At 59.0% G+C, this 17,312-nt stretch carries 14 protein-coding genes; 7 read left to right on the forward strand and 7 right to left on the reverse strand.

Features of this window, described 5'->3' with window-relative positions:
- Nucleotides 1-88 precede the first annotated feature (88 nt).
- Entirely contained in the window at nucleotides 89-946 is an 858-nt protein-coding gene (locus tag A8B84_RS14055; RefSeq protein ID WP_064229761.1) for an acyl-CoA thioesterase, read from the forward strand.
- A 4-nt stretch (nucleotides 947-950) separates the two neighbouring features.
- On the opposite strand, the gene A8B84_RS14060 is transcribed toward A8B84_RS14055, so the two are convergent.
- From A8B84_RS14060 to A8B84_RS14070, 3 genes are all read right to left on the reverse strand, one after another.
- The gene (locus A8B84_RS14060) at nucleotides 951-3,509 is read right to left on the reverse strand and encodes an EAL domain-containing protein (protein WP_064229762.1); all 2,559 of its coding nucleotides are present in this window, start codon (nucleotides 3,507-3,509) and stop codon (nucleotides 951-953) included.
- 102 nt (nucleotides 3,510-3,611) lie between these two features.
- Nucleotides 3,612-4,058: a flavodoxin gene (locus tag A8B84_RS14065; RefSeq protein WP_064229763.1), complete on the reverse strand. Its 447-nt coding sequence runs from the start codon at nucleotides 4,056-4,058 to the stop codon at nucleotides 3,612-3,614.
- Between the two features lie 79 nt (nucleotides 4,059-4,137).
- Nucleotides 4,138-5,241 (reverse strand): GGDEF domain-containing protein, encoded by a 1,104-nt coding sequence (locus A8B84_RS14070; protein WP_064229764.1) that lies wholly within the window; start codon nucleotides 5,239-5,241, stop codon nucleotides 4,138-4,140.
- A 208-nt stretch (nucleotides 5,242-5,449) separates the two neighbouring features.
- Between A8B84_RS14070 and A8B84_RS14075 the strand changes: the two genes are divergently transcribed.
- The gene (locus tag A8B84_RS14075; RefSeq protein ID WP_064229765.1) at nucleotides 5,450-7,009 is read left to right on the forward strand and encodes an inorganic phosphate transporter; all 1,560 of its coding nucleotides are present in this window, start codon (nucleotides 5,450-5,452) and stop codon (nucleotides 7,007-7,009) included.
- Between the two features lie 89 nt (nucleotides 7,010-7,098).
- A complete protein-coding gene (locus tag A8B84_RS14080) occupies nucleotides 7,099-7,365 on the forward strand; it encodes a hypothetical protein (protein ID WP_064229766.1) in 267 nt (88 codons plus the stop codon).
- A gap of 187 nt (nucleotides 7,366-7,552) precedes the next feature.
- Here A8B84_RS14080 and panP read toward each other — a convergent pair whose 3' ends face one another.
- The 4 genes from panP to A8B84_RS14100 all read right to left on the reverse strand — a co-directional run bounded on the left by panP (nucleotide 7,553) and on the right by A8B84_RS14100 (nucleotide 12,282).
- Nucleotides 7,553-9,229 carry a pyridoxal-dependent aspartate 1-decarboxylase PanP gene (gene panP, locus A8B84_RS14085; RefSeq protein WP_064229767.1) on the reverse strand — a complete coding sequence of 559 codons (1,677 nt, stop codon included), beginning with the start codon at nucleotides 9,227-9,229 and terminating at the stop codon, nucleotides 7,553-7,555.
- A 194-nt stretch (nucleotides 9,230-9,423) separates the two neighbouring features.
- Nucleotides 9,424-9,768, reverse strand: coding sequence for a DUF503 domain-containing protein (locus A8B84_RS14090; RefSeq protein WP_064229768.1), 345 nt, complete (start codon nucleotides 9,766-9,768; stop codon nucleotides 9,424-9,426).
- 202 nt (nucleotides 9,769-9,970) lie between these two features.
- Nucleotides 9,971-11,671: an isovaleryl-CoA dehydrogenase gene (locus A8B84_RS14095; protein WP_064229769.1), complete on the reverse strand. Its 1,701-nt coding sequence runs from the start codon at nucleotides 11,669-11,671 to the stop codon at nucleotides 9,971-9,973.
- A 2-nt stretch (nucleotides 11,672-11,673) separates the two neighbouring features.
- Nucleotides 11,674-12,282, reverse strand: a complete 609-nt coding sequence (locus A8B84_RS14100) for a TetR/AcrR family transcriptional regulator (RefSeq protein ID WP_064232336.1) — start codon at nucleotides 12,280-12,282, stop codon at nucleotides 11,674-11,676.
- A gap of 272 nt (nucleotides 12,283-12,554) precedes the next feature.
- On the opposite strand from A8B84_RS14100, the gene A8B84_RS14105 reads away from it, so the two are divergent.
- The 4 genes from A8B84_RS14105 to ppk1 all read left to right on the forward strand — a co-directional run bounded on the left by A8B84_RS14105 (nucleotide 12,555) and on the right by ppk1 (nucleotide 17,311).
- Nucleotides 12,555-12,776, forward strand: a complete 222-nt coding sequence (locus tag A8B84_RS14105) for a hypothetical protein (RefSeq protein ID WP_064229770.1) — start codon at nucleotides 12,555-12,557, stop codon at nucleotides 12,774-12,776.
- A 227-nt stretch (nucleotides 12,777-13,003) separates the two neighbouring features.
- Nucleotides 13,004-13,957, forward strand: a complete 954-nt coding sequence (locus A8B84_RS14110; RefSeq protein ID WP_227512841.1) for a lipase secretion chaperone — start codon at nucleotides 13,004-13,006, stop codon at nucleotides 13,955-13,957.
- Between the two features lie 141 nt (nucleotides 13,958-14,098).
- The gene (hemB, locus tag A8B84_RS14115; protein ID WP_064229772.1) at nucleotides 14,099-15,118 is read left to right on the forward strand and encodes a porphobilinogen synthase; all 1,020 of its coding nucleotides are present in this window, start codon (nucleotides 14,099-14,101) and stop codon (nucleotides 15,116-15,118) included.
- A gap of 51 nt (nucleotides 15,119-15,169) precedes the next feature.
- Entirely contained in the window at nucleotides 15,170-17,311 is a 2,142-nt protein-coding gene (gene ppk1, locus A8B84_RS14120; protein ID WP_064229773.1) for a polyphosphate kinase 1, read from the forward strand.
- The last annotated feature ends 1 nt before the right edge of the window (nucleotide 17,312 follow it).

The following is a 17,312-nucleotide window of genomic DNA, read 5'->3' on the forward strand; positions in this document are numbered from 1 at the left end:
TCATGGCCGGCGACGGCTTTTCATTGCGAAATTTCGCCGCTTGCGGTAGAAAACTCCTTCGTGTGCTAACGAAATCACAGGAGCAGGCATGCTTGAGGTAACCAAGAAACTGGTGGAGTTGCTGGATCTCTCGCCCATCGGTGACGACCACTTCCAGGGTGACAGCGAGGATCTGGGTTTTCCCAACGTCTTTGGCGGTCAGGTTCTTGGCCAGGCGTTGATGGCGGCCAGCCGAACCGTTGAAGGTCGCCTTTGCCACTCCCTCCATGCCTACTTTTTGCGCCCCGGCAATCAGGACATGCCCATCGACTACGAGGTCCAGCGGGTCCGTGATGGTGGCAGTTTCTCGGTACGTCGGGTGATTGCCCGCCAGGACGGCAAGGAAATCCTGACCGGCTCCATGTCGTTCCAGGTGGCCGAGGAAGGTTTCGAGCATCAGTTGACCATGCCGGACGCGCCTGACCCGGAAACGCTTCGCTCGGAACAGGAATGGGGCCAACTGCTGGCACCCCAGGTGCCGGAAAGAATGCGGCCGATTCTTACCCGGGATCGCCCGATCGAGATCCGTCCGGTAAACCCGGTCAATCCCCTGAAGCCGGAGAAGCGCCCGCCCCACAAGCAGAGCTGGTTTCGTGCCCAGGGATACCTGCCGGACGATCCCGTGCTTCACCGCTGCCTGCTGACTTACGCATCGGATTTCCAGTTTCTCGGTACGTCACTGAATCCCCACGGTCTGACGTTCATGAGCAAGGGGCTGCAGGTGGCTAGCCTGGATCACGCCATCTGGTTCCACCGGGATTTCCGCATGGACGAATGGCTGCTGTACGACAAGGACAGCCCCAGTGCTTCGGCAGGACGGGGTTTCAATCGTGGCAACTTCTTCAACCAGGACGGTGTGCTTGTGGCATCCACCACCCAGGAAGCCCTGATTCGTCAGAGGTCCTAGGCGGCTAGCCCAGCTTACGCTGGTCCGGTTGCTGATGGTTCTGGTCCAGCCAGTCCATCAGTTCATCGAACGGCAGCGGCGGTGTCAGCAGGTAACCCTGGATCATGTCGCAACCCATGTCCCTGAGCAGGTTGGCGGTGACGTCATCCTCTACGCCTTCGGCCACCACCTGATAGCCCAGGCTGTGGCACATATCAATAGTAGTCTGCACAATCACCCGGTCTTCCGCCTCGGTGGTAAGCTCGGTGACCAGCGACCGATCAATCTTGACCTCGCTCGCGGGTAGCTGCTTGATGTAGGACAGTGAGGAATAGCCGGACCCGAAGTCATCGATCGACACCGGGATGCCGGTGGCGCTGAGTGAGTTCAGCGCCCTCAGGGAATTACCCGGGTCCTGCATCATGGAGGTTTCCGTTACCTCAAAGATAATCGAGCCCTGATGGCTGTGATAGCTGTTCATCAGACGCTGGACAAAAATGGGAAAGTCCGGTTCCCGCAGGTTATTGGGCGAAATGTTGATGGATATGTTCAGAGGCCAGCCGCGCTCCAGCAGTAGTGAGCGCAGTTGCAGTGATTGCTCAAGTACCCATCGGGTCAGCGGTTTGATCAGCCCGGTCTGTTCCGCAAGGCTGACAATCTCATCGGCGCGGATTGGTTTCGCCCGGCCGGGCCACCGGATCAATACCTCAATCCCGACGATACGGCCTGTTTTCAGGCTCTGCTTGGGCTGCATGAACAGCGCCAGCTGGTTGTTGTTAAGCGCATGCCGCAGCTCCGACACCAGGGTCAGCCGGTCGGCGCTATAGGAGTCTTTTTTAGACTTGTAATAGGCAATTCCCCGCTCCCGGGCAGAATCCGATCCTTCGGCGATCACCGCACGGCGTATCAGGGTGTTGGCATCCGTACCATGCTCCGGGAAGATTGCCACCCCAAGCCTGGGGTCCAGGGGAATCTGCATGCCCAGATAGTCAATCGGGTAGCGTATGCCTTCCAATGACTTGAGGATAGCGCGCGGAACCGAACCGGTGGCATCGGCGTCGACAACAAAGGCGAATGTCTGAGGATCCAGTGATGCCAGGTAGAAATTGCGCTGGTCGCTCTGTTCTACCGGCATGGCGCCCGGCAGTTCCCGCGCCACGGCATTGTAGTGCTTGGACGCCAGTTCCAGAATCCGGTCACTGTTGCGGTGCCCGAGGGTTTTGGTGACCGACTGCAGGTTGTTCAGGTGGATGACGGCGACGCCATAGCGTCGCTCGGGGCTGCGCAACATCAGGTCGTTCAGCATCATCTCCAAGCTGCCCCGATTGGGAAGTCCGGTGAGCGGATTGTGCAGCGCATGATCCATCAGCTTCAGCTCCGCTGACCGCCGTGCCGCCAGGGCATTCAGTTCGGCTTCCCGGGCGTCCACCTTGTCCTGCCGTTCCTGGTAAAGCCGCGCCGCCAGGGCCAGTGTGAGCAGAATGGCTTCCAGAGCGGATCCGATCTGCATGCCGTAGGTGGTCACAAAATTGTTGGGCAGCAAGCCGTACTTGTTGGCCGCGGTTATTGCACTGCCCAACGTCAGTGCCGCCCAGGCCACCGTGTAATAGCCGGCCTGTGGGTTGCCCTTCCACCATTGCACCGGCCCCAGAACGGTGAGCAACAGGCAGCTGGGTATTGCCAGGGCTACGGTCAGCCGACTGCCGGTACTGTAATCGACGAAGAAAGTCATCAATGCAACGGCTGCGTTCACGGAAATGGCGAACACCACCAGCCGGTTGAGGAATGGGCCGGTTTCCCGAAGTTTCAGGAACGAGCGCGAGAACAGCAGGGTGAACAGTACCGCCAGAGGCACGGCCAGCAACATGATCTGATTCTGTGTTCCGGGGCTTTGTGGCCACAGGAACTGAAATGCCGCGCCGTTCACCGTGCCGATAAGCAGAAGGTAACCCAGCGTCGAGAGCACATAAAGCAGGTACACCGGCTCTCTGAGAGCGGCGAAGATAAACAGATTGAAGAAAATGACCGTGATCAGGATGCCGTAGTAGACCGAGTGCATCTGATCTTCAGTGGATGAATGCTCGAAAAAAGTCTGGGCGTTCCAGAGTCGAACCGGGATCTGCATGGCACCCTCGGTGTGCACCTCCAGCAGAATCTGGTACTCGCTGGCGATGCTTTGTTCGAAGGGGAACAGGAAATGCCGATGCAGAATAGGCCGCTGTTCAAAGGGCACATGATCCCCGGTCACTATGCGCCGGGCAATGCGGCCGTTTTCCAGCAGATGGAAGGTGAGCCTGTCCAGTTGTGAGTAGCGGACTTCCAGCAGATTGATAGTGGCAGGGTGGGCTACCCGAAACCGAAGCCAGACGGTATCCCGGATGTAACCGAAATTCGGGCTTTCTTCCTCGAGGGTTTGCCAGTCACTGGAGGCAAGGGCTTCACTGGCTGTCAGGTTTTCATCCGGGGCGGCGCGCAGATACTCGATTTGCGGTACATAGGAATCCTCAGCCCCCAGGGATGGGGCAGCCAGACCCGATAACAGCAGCAGTGTTATCAGTAAACGAAGCCAGAAAGTGGATGCCACGTCGTACCGTTTGATTGTCGTTGTCCAAAGGAGTATGGCGTGTCGCCTTTGGCGGCTCAAGTCACCGGCAGGGCCTGTTTGGCAAAATTTTGTAGCCAGGACTCAGATCTGCTCAAGCCATGACCGGACCCAGGGCAGGGCTTCGGCTTCCGGCTCCATGGTTTCCAGGGCATCAATTCGAAGCGTGTCTCCCACCTTGCGGGCAGCGGTTTCGTATAGCGCTTCCTCAACCAGGTCGCCGGCGCCACAGAAGGTGTCACCGTAGGAACTGTCGCCCAGCACGATGATGCCAAACGGCCGACCCGGTTGCTGGGGCAGTTGGTCCCGCAGATCCAGATAGAAGGGCAGCAGGTTGGCTGGCACTTCACCCTGCCCGGTTGTGGATGTGCAGACCAGAAGCGGATCGTTGTTCGAGGTGATGTCGTCCAGAGCCGGGTTCTCCAGTACGGTTACGTGGTGGCCATCGCCCTCCAGCTCCTTCTTGATGGCGCGGGCCGTCATGAGTGCGCCACCATAGACACTGCCCACCAAGATTCTGATTGATGTCATAGGTTACCTGTTCGCTGCCGTGGAAATGACCATACGGTCGTTCGGTGGCGCACGATCATAGCGGGAGTGCTTTGCTGCCTCAAGGTGAGAGGATGGGTGAGGACTCGTTTTCCTGGCTACGAACCCGCGGTGCTATCCGGTTGCGCCCGGATTCCTTGGCATTATAGAGATTCAGGTCGGCCTGTTTGAGCAGATCGTCAAGTGAGGGGGCCTTTGCAATAGAGCAGACGCCGGCGCTGATGGTTACCGGTAACGACTGGTCCCTGAACCGGAACGGGTGCCTGGCAACTTGAGACCGCAATCTCTCAGCCAGGGTCAGAGCCTGCAGCAGGGAAGTGTCAGGCAACAGGACCAGGAATTCTTCACCGCCCCATCGGGCCGCGACATCCGCCTGCCGAATCACGGTTCGCATCAAGGCAGCGAACTCCCGCAGGACATCGTCGCCAGCGTCGTGTCCGAACTGGTCGTTGATCTGTTTGAAAAGATCGAGGTCGATCAGGGCAATGGAGAAGTGATGGCCGGAGCGCTGGTAGCGGGAAAACTCCATGGTCAGGCGGTTCTGCATTTCACGGCGGTTGGCCAGCCCGGTGAGTTCGTCCGTCCGTGCCGCATGCTCGTGGGTTTCCGCAAGGGCCAGAAGTTCATTGCGTGCCTTCAGGCGGCTGGCTTCAAGGACAAAGCAGAAAATCGATTCGAAGGTCAGGGCAGCGAAAAAACGAATCTTGAAATCCATGCTGTATTCCGCGGACACCAGTGGCAGCCCGGGAAACTGGAATACCACTACCGCAATCAGGTAACAGAACAGCAGAACGGCCGTACCGGTTTTCAGATCGGTCAGGTAGAACAGCAGCGGTGGAAAGACGTAAAACCAGAGTGGCCCGGTGTTGTTCTCGCCGCCAGAGGCAATCAGGTAGGTGAAAAGCAGGCCGACAATAATGATCATCCCGGCTTTCTGGCGCGCACGGTTTCCGGTGCTGGCAAAGTACAGCATGTTCAGCGCAATCAGGCCGATGAAGGACCAGAGCACCCAGGCATGAGTTGTGTGTCCGGCGAACCAGGCCTTGGTACCGATGCCAACCAGAAAAGCGATGGCGGTTGCCGAGAGCCAGGTAAGCAGACGCGAAACCTGGGCGTCTTCCCGTTCGCCGGCAGCAAGCTGCCCGGAGGAAGGTGAATTAGGCATGGGAACCTTATTTTGCTGTTTTTGTAATTTTGACGCTTATATTCGGAATTATGAGTCAATTTAGTGCGTTTTTGCACTCCCGTCTGTGATGTGTTTAGTCTGTGTCAATTGTGACCGTTTTATTTCATTTTCATGTCAAAAATTTTATAGTTGCCGCGCGACAGAGCTCGCCCCCAATCCTCACAGACTAAACGAGACCTGATCTGTTATGGCCCGTTCGAGCGGATTCCTGGATACCCTTCTCACCAGCCCTACCACGGAACGATACAGGGTCGGCATCAGCCTGCTTTTCCTACTTGGTGTGTGGCTGACTGTCGGATCTTTCAGTCAGGGAATGCCCAACAGTATGTTGCTGATGGCCGCCGCGGTGATTGGCGGTTACATGGCGATCAATATCGGCGCCAATGACGTTGCTAACAATGTGGGGCCAGCGGTAGGTTCTGGTGCCCTGTCCCTGGGTGCCGCTGTACTCATCGCAGCTGTTTTCGAGGCCGGTGGCGCGATCATCGCCGGAGGCGATGTGGTGTCCACTATCAAGGGTGGCATCATTGATCCCTCCAATCTGGAAGAGAGCAGGGCTTTCGTATGGCTGATGACCGCCGCCCTTCTGGCGGGCGCCCTCTGGCTGAATCTGGCCACCTGGATGGGCGCACCTGTGTCTACAACCCACTCCATTGTTGGTGGCGTTCTGGGCGCAGGTATCGCCGCCGGTGGCTGGGGAATCGCAGACTGGGCGGTGATGGGCAAGATTGCGGCCAGCTGGGTAATCTCGCCGGTTCTCGGTGGGGCGCTGGCAGCACTGTTCCTGTTCGCGATCAAGAAGACCGTGTTGTATCGGAAAGAGGTCATTCCGGCGGCCAGGACCTTTGTTCCCTGGCTGGTGGCAATCATGGCCTGGGCTTTCGGAACCTATCTGATGATCAAGGGTGTGAAGAAAATCGTCAAAGTCGATTTTCTTGAGGCGACGCTGATCGGTCTTGCCGCGGCTGCGGTGGTGTTCTTCGTCATGCGCACCCTGGTGGGCCGCATGGCATCGACCATGGAAAACAGCTCGGCAGGCGTGAATACCCTGTTTACCTGGCCGTTGATCTTTGCTGCCGCCCTGCTGAGTTTTGCTCACGGTGCCAATGACGTCGCCAACGCCATCGGTCCCCTGGCGGCAATTAACGATGCCCTGTCCGCGAATTCTGTGGTGACGTCTGCCAGCATCCCGATGTGGGTAATGATGGTGGGTGCCCTGGGCCTGGCCGTTGGCCTCATGCTGTTCGGGCCACGCCTGATCAAGACCGTTGGCAGTGAAATCACCGAACTGGACAAGACCCGGGCATTCTGTATCGCCCTGTCGGCTGCGCTTACGGTGATCCTCGCGTCCCAGCTGGGCTTGCCGGTCAGCTCCACCCATATCGCCATAGGCGGCGTGTTCGGCGTTGGCTTCCTCCGGGAGTACCTGAAGTCCAACTATGCGACCCAGCTGCACAAGATCATGGAGCACCACGACCCCGCCGAGCAGGAGCGTCTCAAACCCTTCCTGGATGATTTTCGTAATGCCTCGGTGGAGGAGATGGAGAACCTTCTCAAGCAGGCCAAGAAGAAAAAGCAGGTGCCTTTGTCCAAGTCCGAGCGCAAGCGCCTGAAGAAGATCTACCGGGAAGAAATGGTGAAACGTTCGCACCTGGTGCGCATTGCGGCGGCATGGATCATCACGGTGCCGGCGTCTGCCATCATGGCCGCGATCCTGTTCTTTACGCTCCGGGGCTTGTTGATCTGACCGGGCTGGTTGTATAAACCGAGTTTGGTCATACTATCGTTAAAAAGGGGTGGCTCACCCCTCAAGCCTATTTGTCCATGGAGTGAAGTATGAGTTCATCCGTTGAAAGCCGTCAGGCGAAGATGATTGATGAGCTGAGGACCTTTATCAAGAAGGTTCTGAGCGATCCGACCATTGCCGTTAAATCCATGGAGATCGCCCGCAAGCATCGTGGCAAGCCGAATGCCGAGGAGCTGATTGCACAGGAGATCAGTGCCAGCACGAATATCCGGATTCCGGAGAACTGGAGTGAGGCGGACAAGATGTTCCTGGATATCATCCACGATGTTCTGGATGATGAAGAGGCGCTTTACTGAGGCCTTGTCTGCAGGCTTGGGAGAAGCGAGCCGGGCGGGGGATGGTTCAAAAACACGCTGTGAATACGTCCCTGTACGCTTGGCTCCGCCATCCCTGGCTCCGCACAGTTTTTGAACCATCCCCCGCCCGGTTCACCTGAGCCATGGTTGTGGCCAAAAATGGTCATGGCTAAATCTTTTGGGCCCTTCAGGCCTGTCTCGCGTTTGGCGTAGCCTGCTTCAGGACTGCATCCGCCATCTGGTGCAGGATGCTGATCTCATCCTCGATACCCTCATCCCGTGATAATTCTCTCTGTTCCGAAAGGATGTCTGCCAGGATTTCCCTGGTGGTCAACGGGTTAGCCAGTACCACCCGGAACACGATGCACGGGAAGTTGAAGTAACGGGCCGGCTCCAACCGGGTCCGTGACACGAACGCCTTGCCCCGTTCCCGCTGGGTTTTCTGGATGAACTTGGTGATCCGGTTCAGGCAGGTGTTGAGCTTTTCTGCCTGCAGCGGGTCGGCGCAGGCGAGGGCTTCCTGGACGTTTTCCGGGCAGTAGCGGTAGGTCAGGATGTTCAGTTCGGGCTTGGTAACCAGCTCGAAATCCGGTTCTGCTTCGATCATTTCCGCGAAGGTTTTGGCCTTGTCGATGCCCTGGTCTATCAGGATCTCGTAGCCTTCCCGGGCCAGGATTTTCAGGCCGGAGTGGATCAGCATGGACATGCCGGGCCGTGAGCCTTCCAGGGTGGTGCTGCCAAGATCCCGGGAGCCCTTGCGGATTATGTACTGGGCGTGGTGTTCAACGGCGCTGGCCAGGCTCGGGTCGCGGAATACCACGAGGCCCACGCCCATGGGTACGTAGAGCTGTTTGTGGGCGTCGAAAGTGACGGAGTCGGCCTTCTCGATGCCCCGCAGCAGGTGTTTGTAGGTGCGGGAGAACAGTGTGGGCCCGCCCCAGGCGGCATCCACGTGGAAGTGGGCGCCGAATTCCCGGGCGATGTCGGCCATGGCGTCCAGGGGGTCGACGTTGCCGGTTTCGGTGGTGCCGGCCACACCGCAGATGGCCATGACCTTGATTTTCTGGCGCTGCAATTCCAGGCACTTGTCCCGCAGGGCGTCGGTGTTGATGCGGTTTTCGTCGTCGGTGTCCACCGGTATCAGGGATTCGCGGCCCAGGCCGAGCACGTCGGCGGCTTTGCGCAGGGAATAGTGGCCGCGCCGCGAAACGACGATGGCGGCGCCTTCGTAGCCGTAGTACTTCAGCGCCCGGAACAGGCCTTCCTGGTGCAGGCCCCGGAAGCTGCCTTCAGCCGGGAACGCCCGGTTGCGGGCGACCCACAGGGCCGTCAGGTTTGCGACGGTGCCGCCGGAGCACATGGCACCCAGGGCATAACGGGGGTCGTGCATCCACTTGCGGTAGAAGGCGCCGTCTTCCTGATACACCAGGCGGTGGATCATGCCCAGTACCTGGCGCTCCATGGGCGTGAACGCCTTGGAGGTTTCGGTTTTGACCAGGTTCTGGTTCAGGGCAATCATGATCTTGGACAGCGGCAGCATGAAGTACGGCAGCGCTGAGGTCATGTGCCCGATAAAGGCCGGAGAGGCGGTGTGAACGGAATTGGCCACCAGTTTGTCGAGCAGGAACTGGGCCTGTTCAGATACGAAGACGGGCTTCTCGGGAATGCTGTAGTCGGAGAAGTCTTTCTCCACATCCGAGAGGTCCCGTTCAACCGCAACAATGTGTTCCTGCAGGAAGCCTGCAAGATTGCGGGAGATGTTCTGGTCAATCCGGCTCAGCGTCGATTCCGGTGCCTCAGGCACCGTGAACACGCGATACATGGCCTCTACCGAGGCCTGTGCGGATTTCTTCTTTCCGGTCATAGGCGCCACTCACATTCAGTGGTCATCCGAAGGGCCGGTTCCGGATGCCCTGCGGATACGGCCGGCATTCATGTCCGGCATTGGTTTCTGGTCACCTGCTTCTGGCAGGCGCACTGGCATCCCTGAGGGGGCGTAGTATACGGCGTGGCGACAGGTTACGCCACACGGCCGCTGCTCAGGTTATTGCTTCCCGGTCAGAGTATTTCCCGGTGTATTTCCAGTATGGCAGCATCCACGCGTTCTTCGATGGCTTTTTCGATCTGGTCCAGGCGTTGGGTAATCTGCTGGGAGGAGGTGCCCAGGGCGGCAATGGTCCAGGTGGCACAGTCGAGGGCCTCCTGGTCGGCGGTCTCGGCTACCGCGAGATCGGGTTCTTTGCCCCAGACGGCCTTCAGGGCGGTGAAGACTTTGCGCTTGGCTTTGAGGTCGTCGCAGCCGTAGAGCTGGAAGTGCAGGGTCAGTACGCCCACGTGGGGCGTGATAACCGACTGTTGGGGCTTTTGGCCCTCCCGCAGGAGTTTTCTCAGGGCTTCTGACATCTGTGGTTCCGACTTCGGTGCAGGAACTGGCGGAGGTAGGCTTTCCAAAACACGCTCCTTGCGGCACATCCCTGTGGCGCTTGGGCTCCGCCATCCATGGCTCCGCACAGTTTTGGAAAGCCTACCTCCGACAGTTCGCGAGTTCTCAGTAGGTCGGATTAGCCGAAGGCGTAATCCGACAGGTCTGGCTAACAGCGACCACTTACCCTACTACAGGCGTTGCCCGTTTGATAATGGCTGCCGGATCGGTGCCCGAGGGCAGGTTGCCGTAGTTCATACCGCCATTGGACTGGAGTCTCGAGGCGCAGAAAGCGTCGGCGACGGCGGCATCCGAGTGGCGGAGCAGCAGGGAGCCCTGCAGGGCCAGGGCCATGCGGTCGACCAGGTTGCGTGCGCGGTACTGGAAATCGCTGATGTCGGCGAAGTCATGTTGCAGCTGCGCCAGGAACTGGTCGAAGCGGCGATCTGCGCCTTTGGCTTCGGCGGCCTCCTTGAAGAAGGCGTCGAGGGTTTCAGGCTCTTTTTGCAGGGCGCGCAGGGTGTCCAGGCACTGGACGTTGCCGCTGCCTTCCCAGATGGCGTTGACCGGTGATTCCCGGAACAGTCGGGGCATGATGCAGTCTTCCATCACGCCGCTGCCGCCGATGCATTCCATGGCCTCGTAGGCATGATTCGGGGTGCGTTTGCAGATCCAGTATTTGCCGACGGGTGTGGCCAGGCGGGCCAGCAGTCGTTCGTGCTCCTTGTCCTGGTTGTCCAGGGCGCGGGCAATGCGCATGGTATAGGCCAGTGCCGCTTCGCTTTCCAGGGCCAGGTCGGCCAGGACATTCTGCATTAGAGGCTGATCGATCAGGCGGGCGCCGAAGGCGCTGCGGTGACGGCAGTGATGACTGGCCTGGGCGATGGCCTGACGCATGCCGGCGGAGCTTCCGATCATGCAGTCGAAGCGGGTCATGGCCACCATTTCAATGATGGTGGGCACACCGCGGCCTTCTTCGCCAACCATCCAGGCAAGGGCACCGCGCAGTTCGGCTTCGCTGGAGGCGTTGGCGACGTTGCCCATCTTGTTCTTCAGGCGCTGGACCTGCCAGGGGTTTTTGGTGCCGTCCGGACGCCAGCGGGGCATCAGGAAGCACGAAAGTCCTGCCTGTGTCTGAGCCAGTACCAGGAAGGCGTCGCACATGGGGGCAGAGACGAACCATTTGTGGCCTACCAACTCATAGGCCTGGCCGGGGCCTCCCGCGCCGACCGGATAGGCTCTGGTGCTGTTGGCGCGAACGTCGCTGCCACCCTGTTTTTCAGTCATGGCCATGCCAATGGTGACCGAGCTTTTCTGGCTGTCCGGCAGGTTGCGCGCGTCGTAGCTGTCGGCCAGGATGCGAGCTTCCCAGTCCGCCGCCAGCTCCGGCTGTTTCCGGATAGAAGGAATGGCCGCGAAGGTCATGGTGACCGGGCAGCAGTGGGCAGCTTCCACCTGGGAGTGCATGTAGTACTTGGCAGCACGGGCAACGTGTGCGCCCTGGCAGGGATGGCTCCAGGGGCTGCTGTGCAGGCCGTTGTCGAAGGCAATCCGCATCAGCTCGTGATAGGCCGGATGGAAGTCCACTTCATCAATGCGGTGGCCGTACCGGTCGTGGGTATTGAACACCGGTTTGTTGGCGTTGGCGCGAAACCCCAGGTCAATGGTTTCGGCGGCCCCTGCGAGAGCTCCGAATGCCTTGAGGTCCTCGGCGGCTTTACCGGCACCTTCCCGCAGGGCGGCTTCCTGCAGGGCAATGTCCTGCTCGAACAGATTGTAGTTCTCCAGGGCCGGCGGCTGATTGAAGACCTCGTGGGTGGTGGCCAGGTAGCGGTCTTCCTGGTCGTTTGATGGCATCTCTGGCCGGGGCTGCGGCGCGTTCATAGCTACCTCCTGGTGCCGGTTAACCCCTGCATACAAAAGCGGATGATGGAATTGACCAGCGGGTCATTGTTGTCTTCTGTTGCGCTGTTTTCCTGGGTGGTCTGTGTTGGTGACAGTGGACCAACCAGGCTTTCCGCGATGGCGCCGACCAGGCATGTACTGCTCTGGCAAGCGTCCTGATCCGGGATGCACCCTTCGTCAATGCCCTCGCGGATCGCTTTCTCGAACAGGTTGGCGTAGGCCTTGCGATACGCCAGTCGTTCCTCTTCCACTTTTGGGTCCACCGGCTCGGCGATCAGTGACCAGGCCATTTGCGGGCCTTTCAGCGCCCGCTCCAGCCGTTCGGCGCCGTTTCCGCCGGATGCGAGGGCCTCGGCGACCTTGTCGACTTCCCGTTGGGTCGCCAGTCGGAAAATTTCGGCGAACAGGTCTTCTCTGGACTCGAAATGCCGGTAGATAGTTCCTGTGGCAACGCCGGCCAAGCCGGCGATACGGGTCACCCGCGCGCTTCTGAAACCGCCCTCGGCCACGCACTGATAGGTGCAGTCCACGATCCGTTTTCGCGCCTCGGCCTTACGCTGGCGCATTTTCTCCGTTTCTCGATAGGCCATTCCGGCTCCCTATAAGTAGTGAATCATTATTCATTCTTTGTGTCAATTTTTTGAACCACAGACGAATATAAAATTTCCGCATGCAATTCAATTGCTTGTTGCTCGTTACAAAAATTTACAAAAAAGTCGTTGCCAGTAAATAGCGTGGTCACAAAAAGCAGATTATAAAGACGCCAAGACGAAGCCGCAGGCGGTCGTTCGTCGATACGGAGTGAGGTTCCCTGTGGGGTCGCAGCACTCGACCATCTGTTTTCGTTGATGGAGAAAAGATTATGAGTGAATTCGACGAAAGCAACCTGGAGCAGTCCGGAAGCTGGACCAGCGACAGTGACGACAACCATTCCATAGCCGGCCGTGCCCGCGTTCGTGCACAGTTGCAGGCAGACATTGAGGCGTTCCTGAGCCAGGGCGGAAAGATCCAGGAAGTGGATACTTCCTTCCGTTCTGATACACCGCGCAAGGTGGAAGTGGGTTTTAACAACCGCTCCCTCTGAACGTAAAGGCGGCAGTCCGGGGCACTCCGCCCCGGCTCCGTTTTTGATCCCTGTCTCGGTATGACCTGTCAGCGTCGTTTATCCTCTTTCATTATCATTTTGCGCCGTTAGCCTGGGCAAATCGCCAGTCACCCGATAATCCGGACACCTCTTTGGTAATGAAGCCTCGCATCCGTCTTTTCCTTGTTTTGCTACTGATCATAGCAGCTGTCGGCAGCTTCTGGAGGATGACTGCAGACCCGGTCGCCGTTGACGACCCGGTTGCTTCGGCGCCTGTTGACGAGCCCCCGATATCCGTAAGCCAGGATGAGGGCGCTGCGGCACCGTCCGACCTCGTCAACAACGCCTCTTCAGTCCGTATTCCCGAGCAGTTGCCGGCCTCGCTGGCAGGCACGTCGGTCCCGGACGGTTGGGACCGGACGGACCGTCTCGGCAATCTCATTCCGACCCCCCATCTTCGGCAGCTGTTCGAGTATTTCCTGTCAGCTCTGGGAGAGGAATCGCTGCAACAGTTGGTGGCGCGTATTGAGACGGCTCTGTCGGTGTTGGATGAGCCGGCGAGATCCCAGGCCCTGGCAACCCTGGGAAACTACCTGGAATACAAACTGGCTGTTTCTGATCTGGAACAGAGCTACGGAGAGGTGTCCGGACTTGGCGCCAGGGAAATGCAACGGAGGATGGCAGAGATCCAGGCCCTGCGCCGGACCTGGCTGGATGCTGACACTGCGGACGCTTTCTTTGCCGACGATGAGGCGGTGGACCGTTTCCAGATTGAAAAACTCAGGATCACAAGCGACGACAGTCTGACCGACGAGCAGAAGGCCGAGGCTTTGCGCCAGGCCGAGTCTTCTCTGCCGGAACCTCTCCGGAAGGCCAGGGAGGAAACCCGCCGGTTTGCGGACTATGAACAGGTACGCCGGGCGCTGGCAGATGATCCCGGGGCGCTTGCGGCCTGGCGTCAGGAGGCTTTTGGTGAGGCCGCGGCGGAAAGGCTGGCCCGGCTTGATCAGGAGCAAAAGGCCTGGGATCGCCGTTGGCAGGCCTACGCCAGCGAGCGGGACCGGTTGTTGTCCTCTGGGCTGGCCGAGCCGGAGCGCCGGGAAGCGCTGGAGCGGCTCAGAGCCAGCCACTTCAATGAAACCGAACGGATTCGTGCCCAGGCGCTGGATTCGATCCGGTAATCAGCCTGTCATTTAATCGCTTTATCCTGCTGAGGGAGTCTGCAACCAGCGGCGTTGGCCGTGTATGATGGCGCAAAGGGCGCCCGGCGAATGCCGCGACGGTCCATCAGACTTTTTGTTCAGCCATTCAGGAGGTTGTCAGTGCCGATTCCGACTCCCCGTGCTTTTCCCGCCACCCGTCTGCGCCGTAACCGGGCCAGTGAGTTCTCCCGTCGCCTTGTTCGGGAAAACCAGCTCACGCCGGACAACCTGATCTATCCGGTGTTCGTGCTGGAGGGTGAGGGCCAGCGGGAAAAGGTGCCTTCGATGCCGGGGGTGGAGCGTCTGAGCATTGATCTTCTGGTGGAGCAGGCCGCGGAGCTGGTGGAACTGGGTATCCCGGCCATTGCCCTGTTTCCGGTGGTGCCGGCTGAGAAGAAGAACCTGTCCGGCTCCGGGGCTTGGGATTCGGACGGTCTGGCCCAGAGAGCGGTTCGCGCTCTGAAAAAAGCCCAGCCGGAACTGGGTGTAATTACAGACGTGGCGCTGGACCCGTTCACCACCCATGGCCAGGACGGCATCATCGACAACGACGGCTATGTTCTCAATGACGTCACCGTCGAGGCGCTGGTCAATCAGGCGCTTTCCCATGCCGACGCCGGCGCCGATGTGGTGGCACCGTCAGACATGATGGATGGGCGAATTGGTGCCATTCGCGAAGCCCTGGAGAACGGTGGCCATGTGAACACGCGGATCCTGGCCTATTCTGCCAAGTACGCATCAAGCTATTACGGGCCTTTTCGTGACGCGGTGGGCTCGGCCGCCAATCTCGGCAAGGGGAACAAGGCCACCTACCAGATGGATCCTGCCAACGGTGACGAAGCATTGCATGAGGTCTCGATGGACCTGGCCGAAGGCGCGGACATGGTGATGATCAAGCCCGGTATGCCGTATCTCGATATCGTGCACCGGGTGAAGACGGAATTGCGGGTACCGACATTCGTTTACCAGGTCAGCGGCGAGTACGCAATGCACATGGCTGCGGCCCAGAATGGCTGGCTGGACGGCGATGCGGTGATGATGGAAAGCCTGATGGCCATGCGTAGAGCCGGAGCCGACGGTATTCTGACCTACTTCGCCGTGCGCGCGGCGCGATTGATGCGGGATCAGCGGCACGGATAAGCCAAGCAAATCATTCGCCGGTAGTGGCGAACACACTGGAATCGAGGAACCATGACAACGGAAACGGCGAAGAATCAGACGGCAGGGGATGACCGGAGTGTGCCTGCGCCGGTAGATGTGCCTCCGGTTGGTGAGGAAATCAACCTGGATGCCAATGAAAATTACTTTAACCGGGAACTGAGCCAGCTGCAGTTTAATTACCGGGTACTCAAGCAGGCGCTGGATACGACCCACCCGTTGATCAACCGTCTGATTTTCTGCTGCATCTTCAGCAGCAACATGGACGAGTTCTTCGAGATCCGCGTGGCAGGTCTGCGGCAGCAGATGAAATACGGCCGCGAAACGGTTGGTGCCGATGGCATGATGCCGGACCAGGCCCTGGCGGAAATCAGCCGTGTTGCCCACGAGTACATCCGCGAACAGTACGACATACTGAACAATGTGCTGATTCCCGAGATGGAGCAGGAGAACATTCATTTCGTCCGTCGTCGGGAGTGGACGCCGGAGCAGGCGGAGTGGGTGCGAACCTATTTTGAAGAGGAAATCCTGCCGGTGGTCAGCCCCATCGGACTGGATCCGTCACATCCGTTTCCACGCCTGGTCAACAAGAGCCTGAACTTTATTGTTGAACTGGATGGCAAGGATGCCTTCGGCCGGGAAACCGGCATGGCGATTGTGCCGGCTCCCCGCTCCCTTCCGCGTCTGGTGCGGCTGCCTGATGATGTCTGCAACGGTGGCGAGAACCTCGTTTTCCTGTCGTCTATGATCCACGCCCACGCCGATGAACTTTTCCCCGGCATGGAGGTGAAAGGCTGCTATCAGTTCCGGCTGACCAGAAATGCTGACCTTGAGCTTGAGGACGACCTGGAAGACCTGGCCTCGGCCCTTCGTGGTGAGCTGCTCAGCCGCCGGTTTGGTGATGGGGTGCGTCTTGAGGTTGCTGACAACTGCCCGGAAGAACTGGTGCAGTTCCTGCTCAAGGAGTTCGGCCTGACCGAGCGGGATCTTTACCAGGTGCATGGCCCGGTCAACCTGACCCGGCTGATGGCGGTCGGTGGGCTGGTGGACCGGCCGGATCTGACCTATTCCGGCTTTTCGCCGTCGATTCCCAAGCAGATCCGCAGCAAGGAATCGATGTTCGACGCGATCCGCAAGCGCCCGATCCTGCTGCTGCATCCCTATGAGAATTTCAGTCCGGTGGTCGATCTGCTGCGTCAGGCCGCCAAGGATCCCCAGGTTCTGGCAATTCGACAGACCCTCTACCGTACCGGGGCAGATTCGGAAATCGTGGAAGCCCTGGCAGATGCCGCACGCCGTGGTAAAGAGGTTACTGCCGTTATCGAGCTTCGGGCCCGTTTCAGCGAGGCTGAAAACCTGGAGCTGGCCAGCCGGCTGCAGGAGGCCGGGGTGATCGTGGTCTACGGCGTGGTCGGCTACAAGACCCACGCCAAGATGATCCTGATTGTCCGTCGCGAAGAGGGGCGGCTGCGTCGTTATGTCCACCTGGGCACTGGTAACTATCACGCGGGCAATGCCCGCCTGTATACCGATTACAGTTTCATGACCTGTGACGAGTCCATCGGCGACGACGTCAACAAGCTGTTCCAGCAGCTGACGGGCATGGGCAAGGCTCTGAAGATCAAAAAACTTTTCCATTCGCCATTCACCCTGCACTCGCGCCTGCTCAGCCTGATTGAGCGCGAAGCCGGCTATGGCGAGAAAGGCCGGATTATCTTCAAGTTCAATGCGCTCACCGAGATCCAGCTGATCAAGGCGCTTTACCGGGCCTCCCAGGCGGGTGTGAAAATCGATCTGATTATCCGCGGTATCTGCTGCCTGCGTCCGGAAGTGCCGGGCCTCTCCGAGAACATTCGGGTAAGGTCCATCATCGGACGATTCCTTGAGCATACCCGGGTCTACTACTTCGGCAACAATGGCCGCCCGGATGTGTATTGTTCCAGCGCCGATGGCATGGAGCGGAACCTGCTTAGCCGGGTTGAAACCGCTTTCCCCCTGGATGATCCTGAGCTGGCTGCCAGGGTCAGGGAAGATCTTGATACCTACCTGGCCGATAACTGCCAGTCCTGGGTACTGCAACCGGACGGCAGCTATATCCAGAACCAGCCCGGTGACGACGAAGAGCGCCTGGCCTCCCAGCTCGTATTGCTGGAAAGGCTGACCGGAAAGACCTGAT

The organism is Marinobacter sp. EhC06 (assembly GCF_001650915.1).
Taxonomy (GTDB): Bacteria; Pseudomonadota; Gammaproteobacteria; order Pseudomonadales; family Oleiphilaceae; genus Marinobacter.

Coding starts and splice junctions, on each gene's coding strand:
- A8B84_RS14090 (WP_064229768.1), bottom strand. CDS start 9,768: ATGTCAGAAGCCCTGAGAAAACTCCTGCGGGAGGGCCAAAAGCCCCAA.
- A8B84_RS14080 (WP_064229766.1), top strand. CDS start 7,099: ATGAGTTCATCCGTTGAAAGCCGTCAGGCGAAGATGATTGATGAGCTG.
- A8B84_RS14095 (WP_064229769.1), bottom strand. CDS start 11,671: ATGAACGCGCCGCAGCCCCGGCCAGAGATGCCATCAAACGACCAGGAA.
- A8B84_RS14105 (WP_064229770.1), top strand. CDS start 12,555: ATGAGTGAATTCGACGAAAGCAACCTGGAGCAGTCCGGAAGCTGGACC.
- A8B84_RS14070 (WP_064229764.1), bottom strand. CDS start 5,241: ATGCCTAATTCACCTTCCTCCGGGCAGCTTGCTGCCGGCGAACGGGAA.
- A8B84_RS14065 (WP_064229763.1), bottom strand. CDS start 4,058: ATGACATCAATCAGAATCTTGGTGGGCAGTGTCTATGGTGGCGCACTC.
- A8B84_RS14055 (WP_064229761.1), top strand. CDS start 89: ATGCTTGAGGTAACCAAGAAACTGGTGGAGTTGCTGGATCTCTCGCCC.
- A8B84_RS14110 (WP_227512841.1), top strand. CDS start 13,004: ATGACTGCAGACCCGGTCGCCGTTGACGACCCGGTTGCTTCGGCGCCT.
- A8B84_RS14100 (WP_064232336.1), bottom strand. CDS start 12,282: ATGGCCTATCGAGAAACGGAGAAAATGCGCCAGCGTAAGGCCGAGGCG.
- ppk1 (WP_064229773.1), top strand. CDS start 15,170: ATGACAACGGAAACGGCGAAGAATCAGACGGCAGGGGATGACCGGAGT.
- panP (WP_064229767.1), bottom strand. CDS start 9,229: ATGACCGGAAAGAAGAAATCCGCACAGGCCTCGGTAGAGGCCATGTAT.
- A8B84_RS14075 (WP_064229765.1), top strand. CDS start 5,450: ATGGCCCGTTCGAGCGGATTCCTGGATACCCTTCTCACCAGCCCTACC.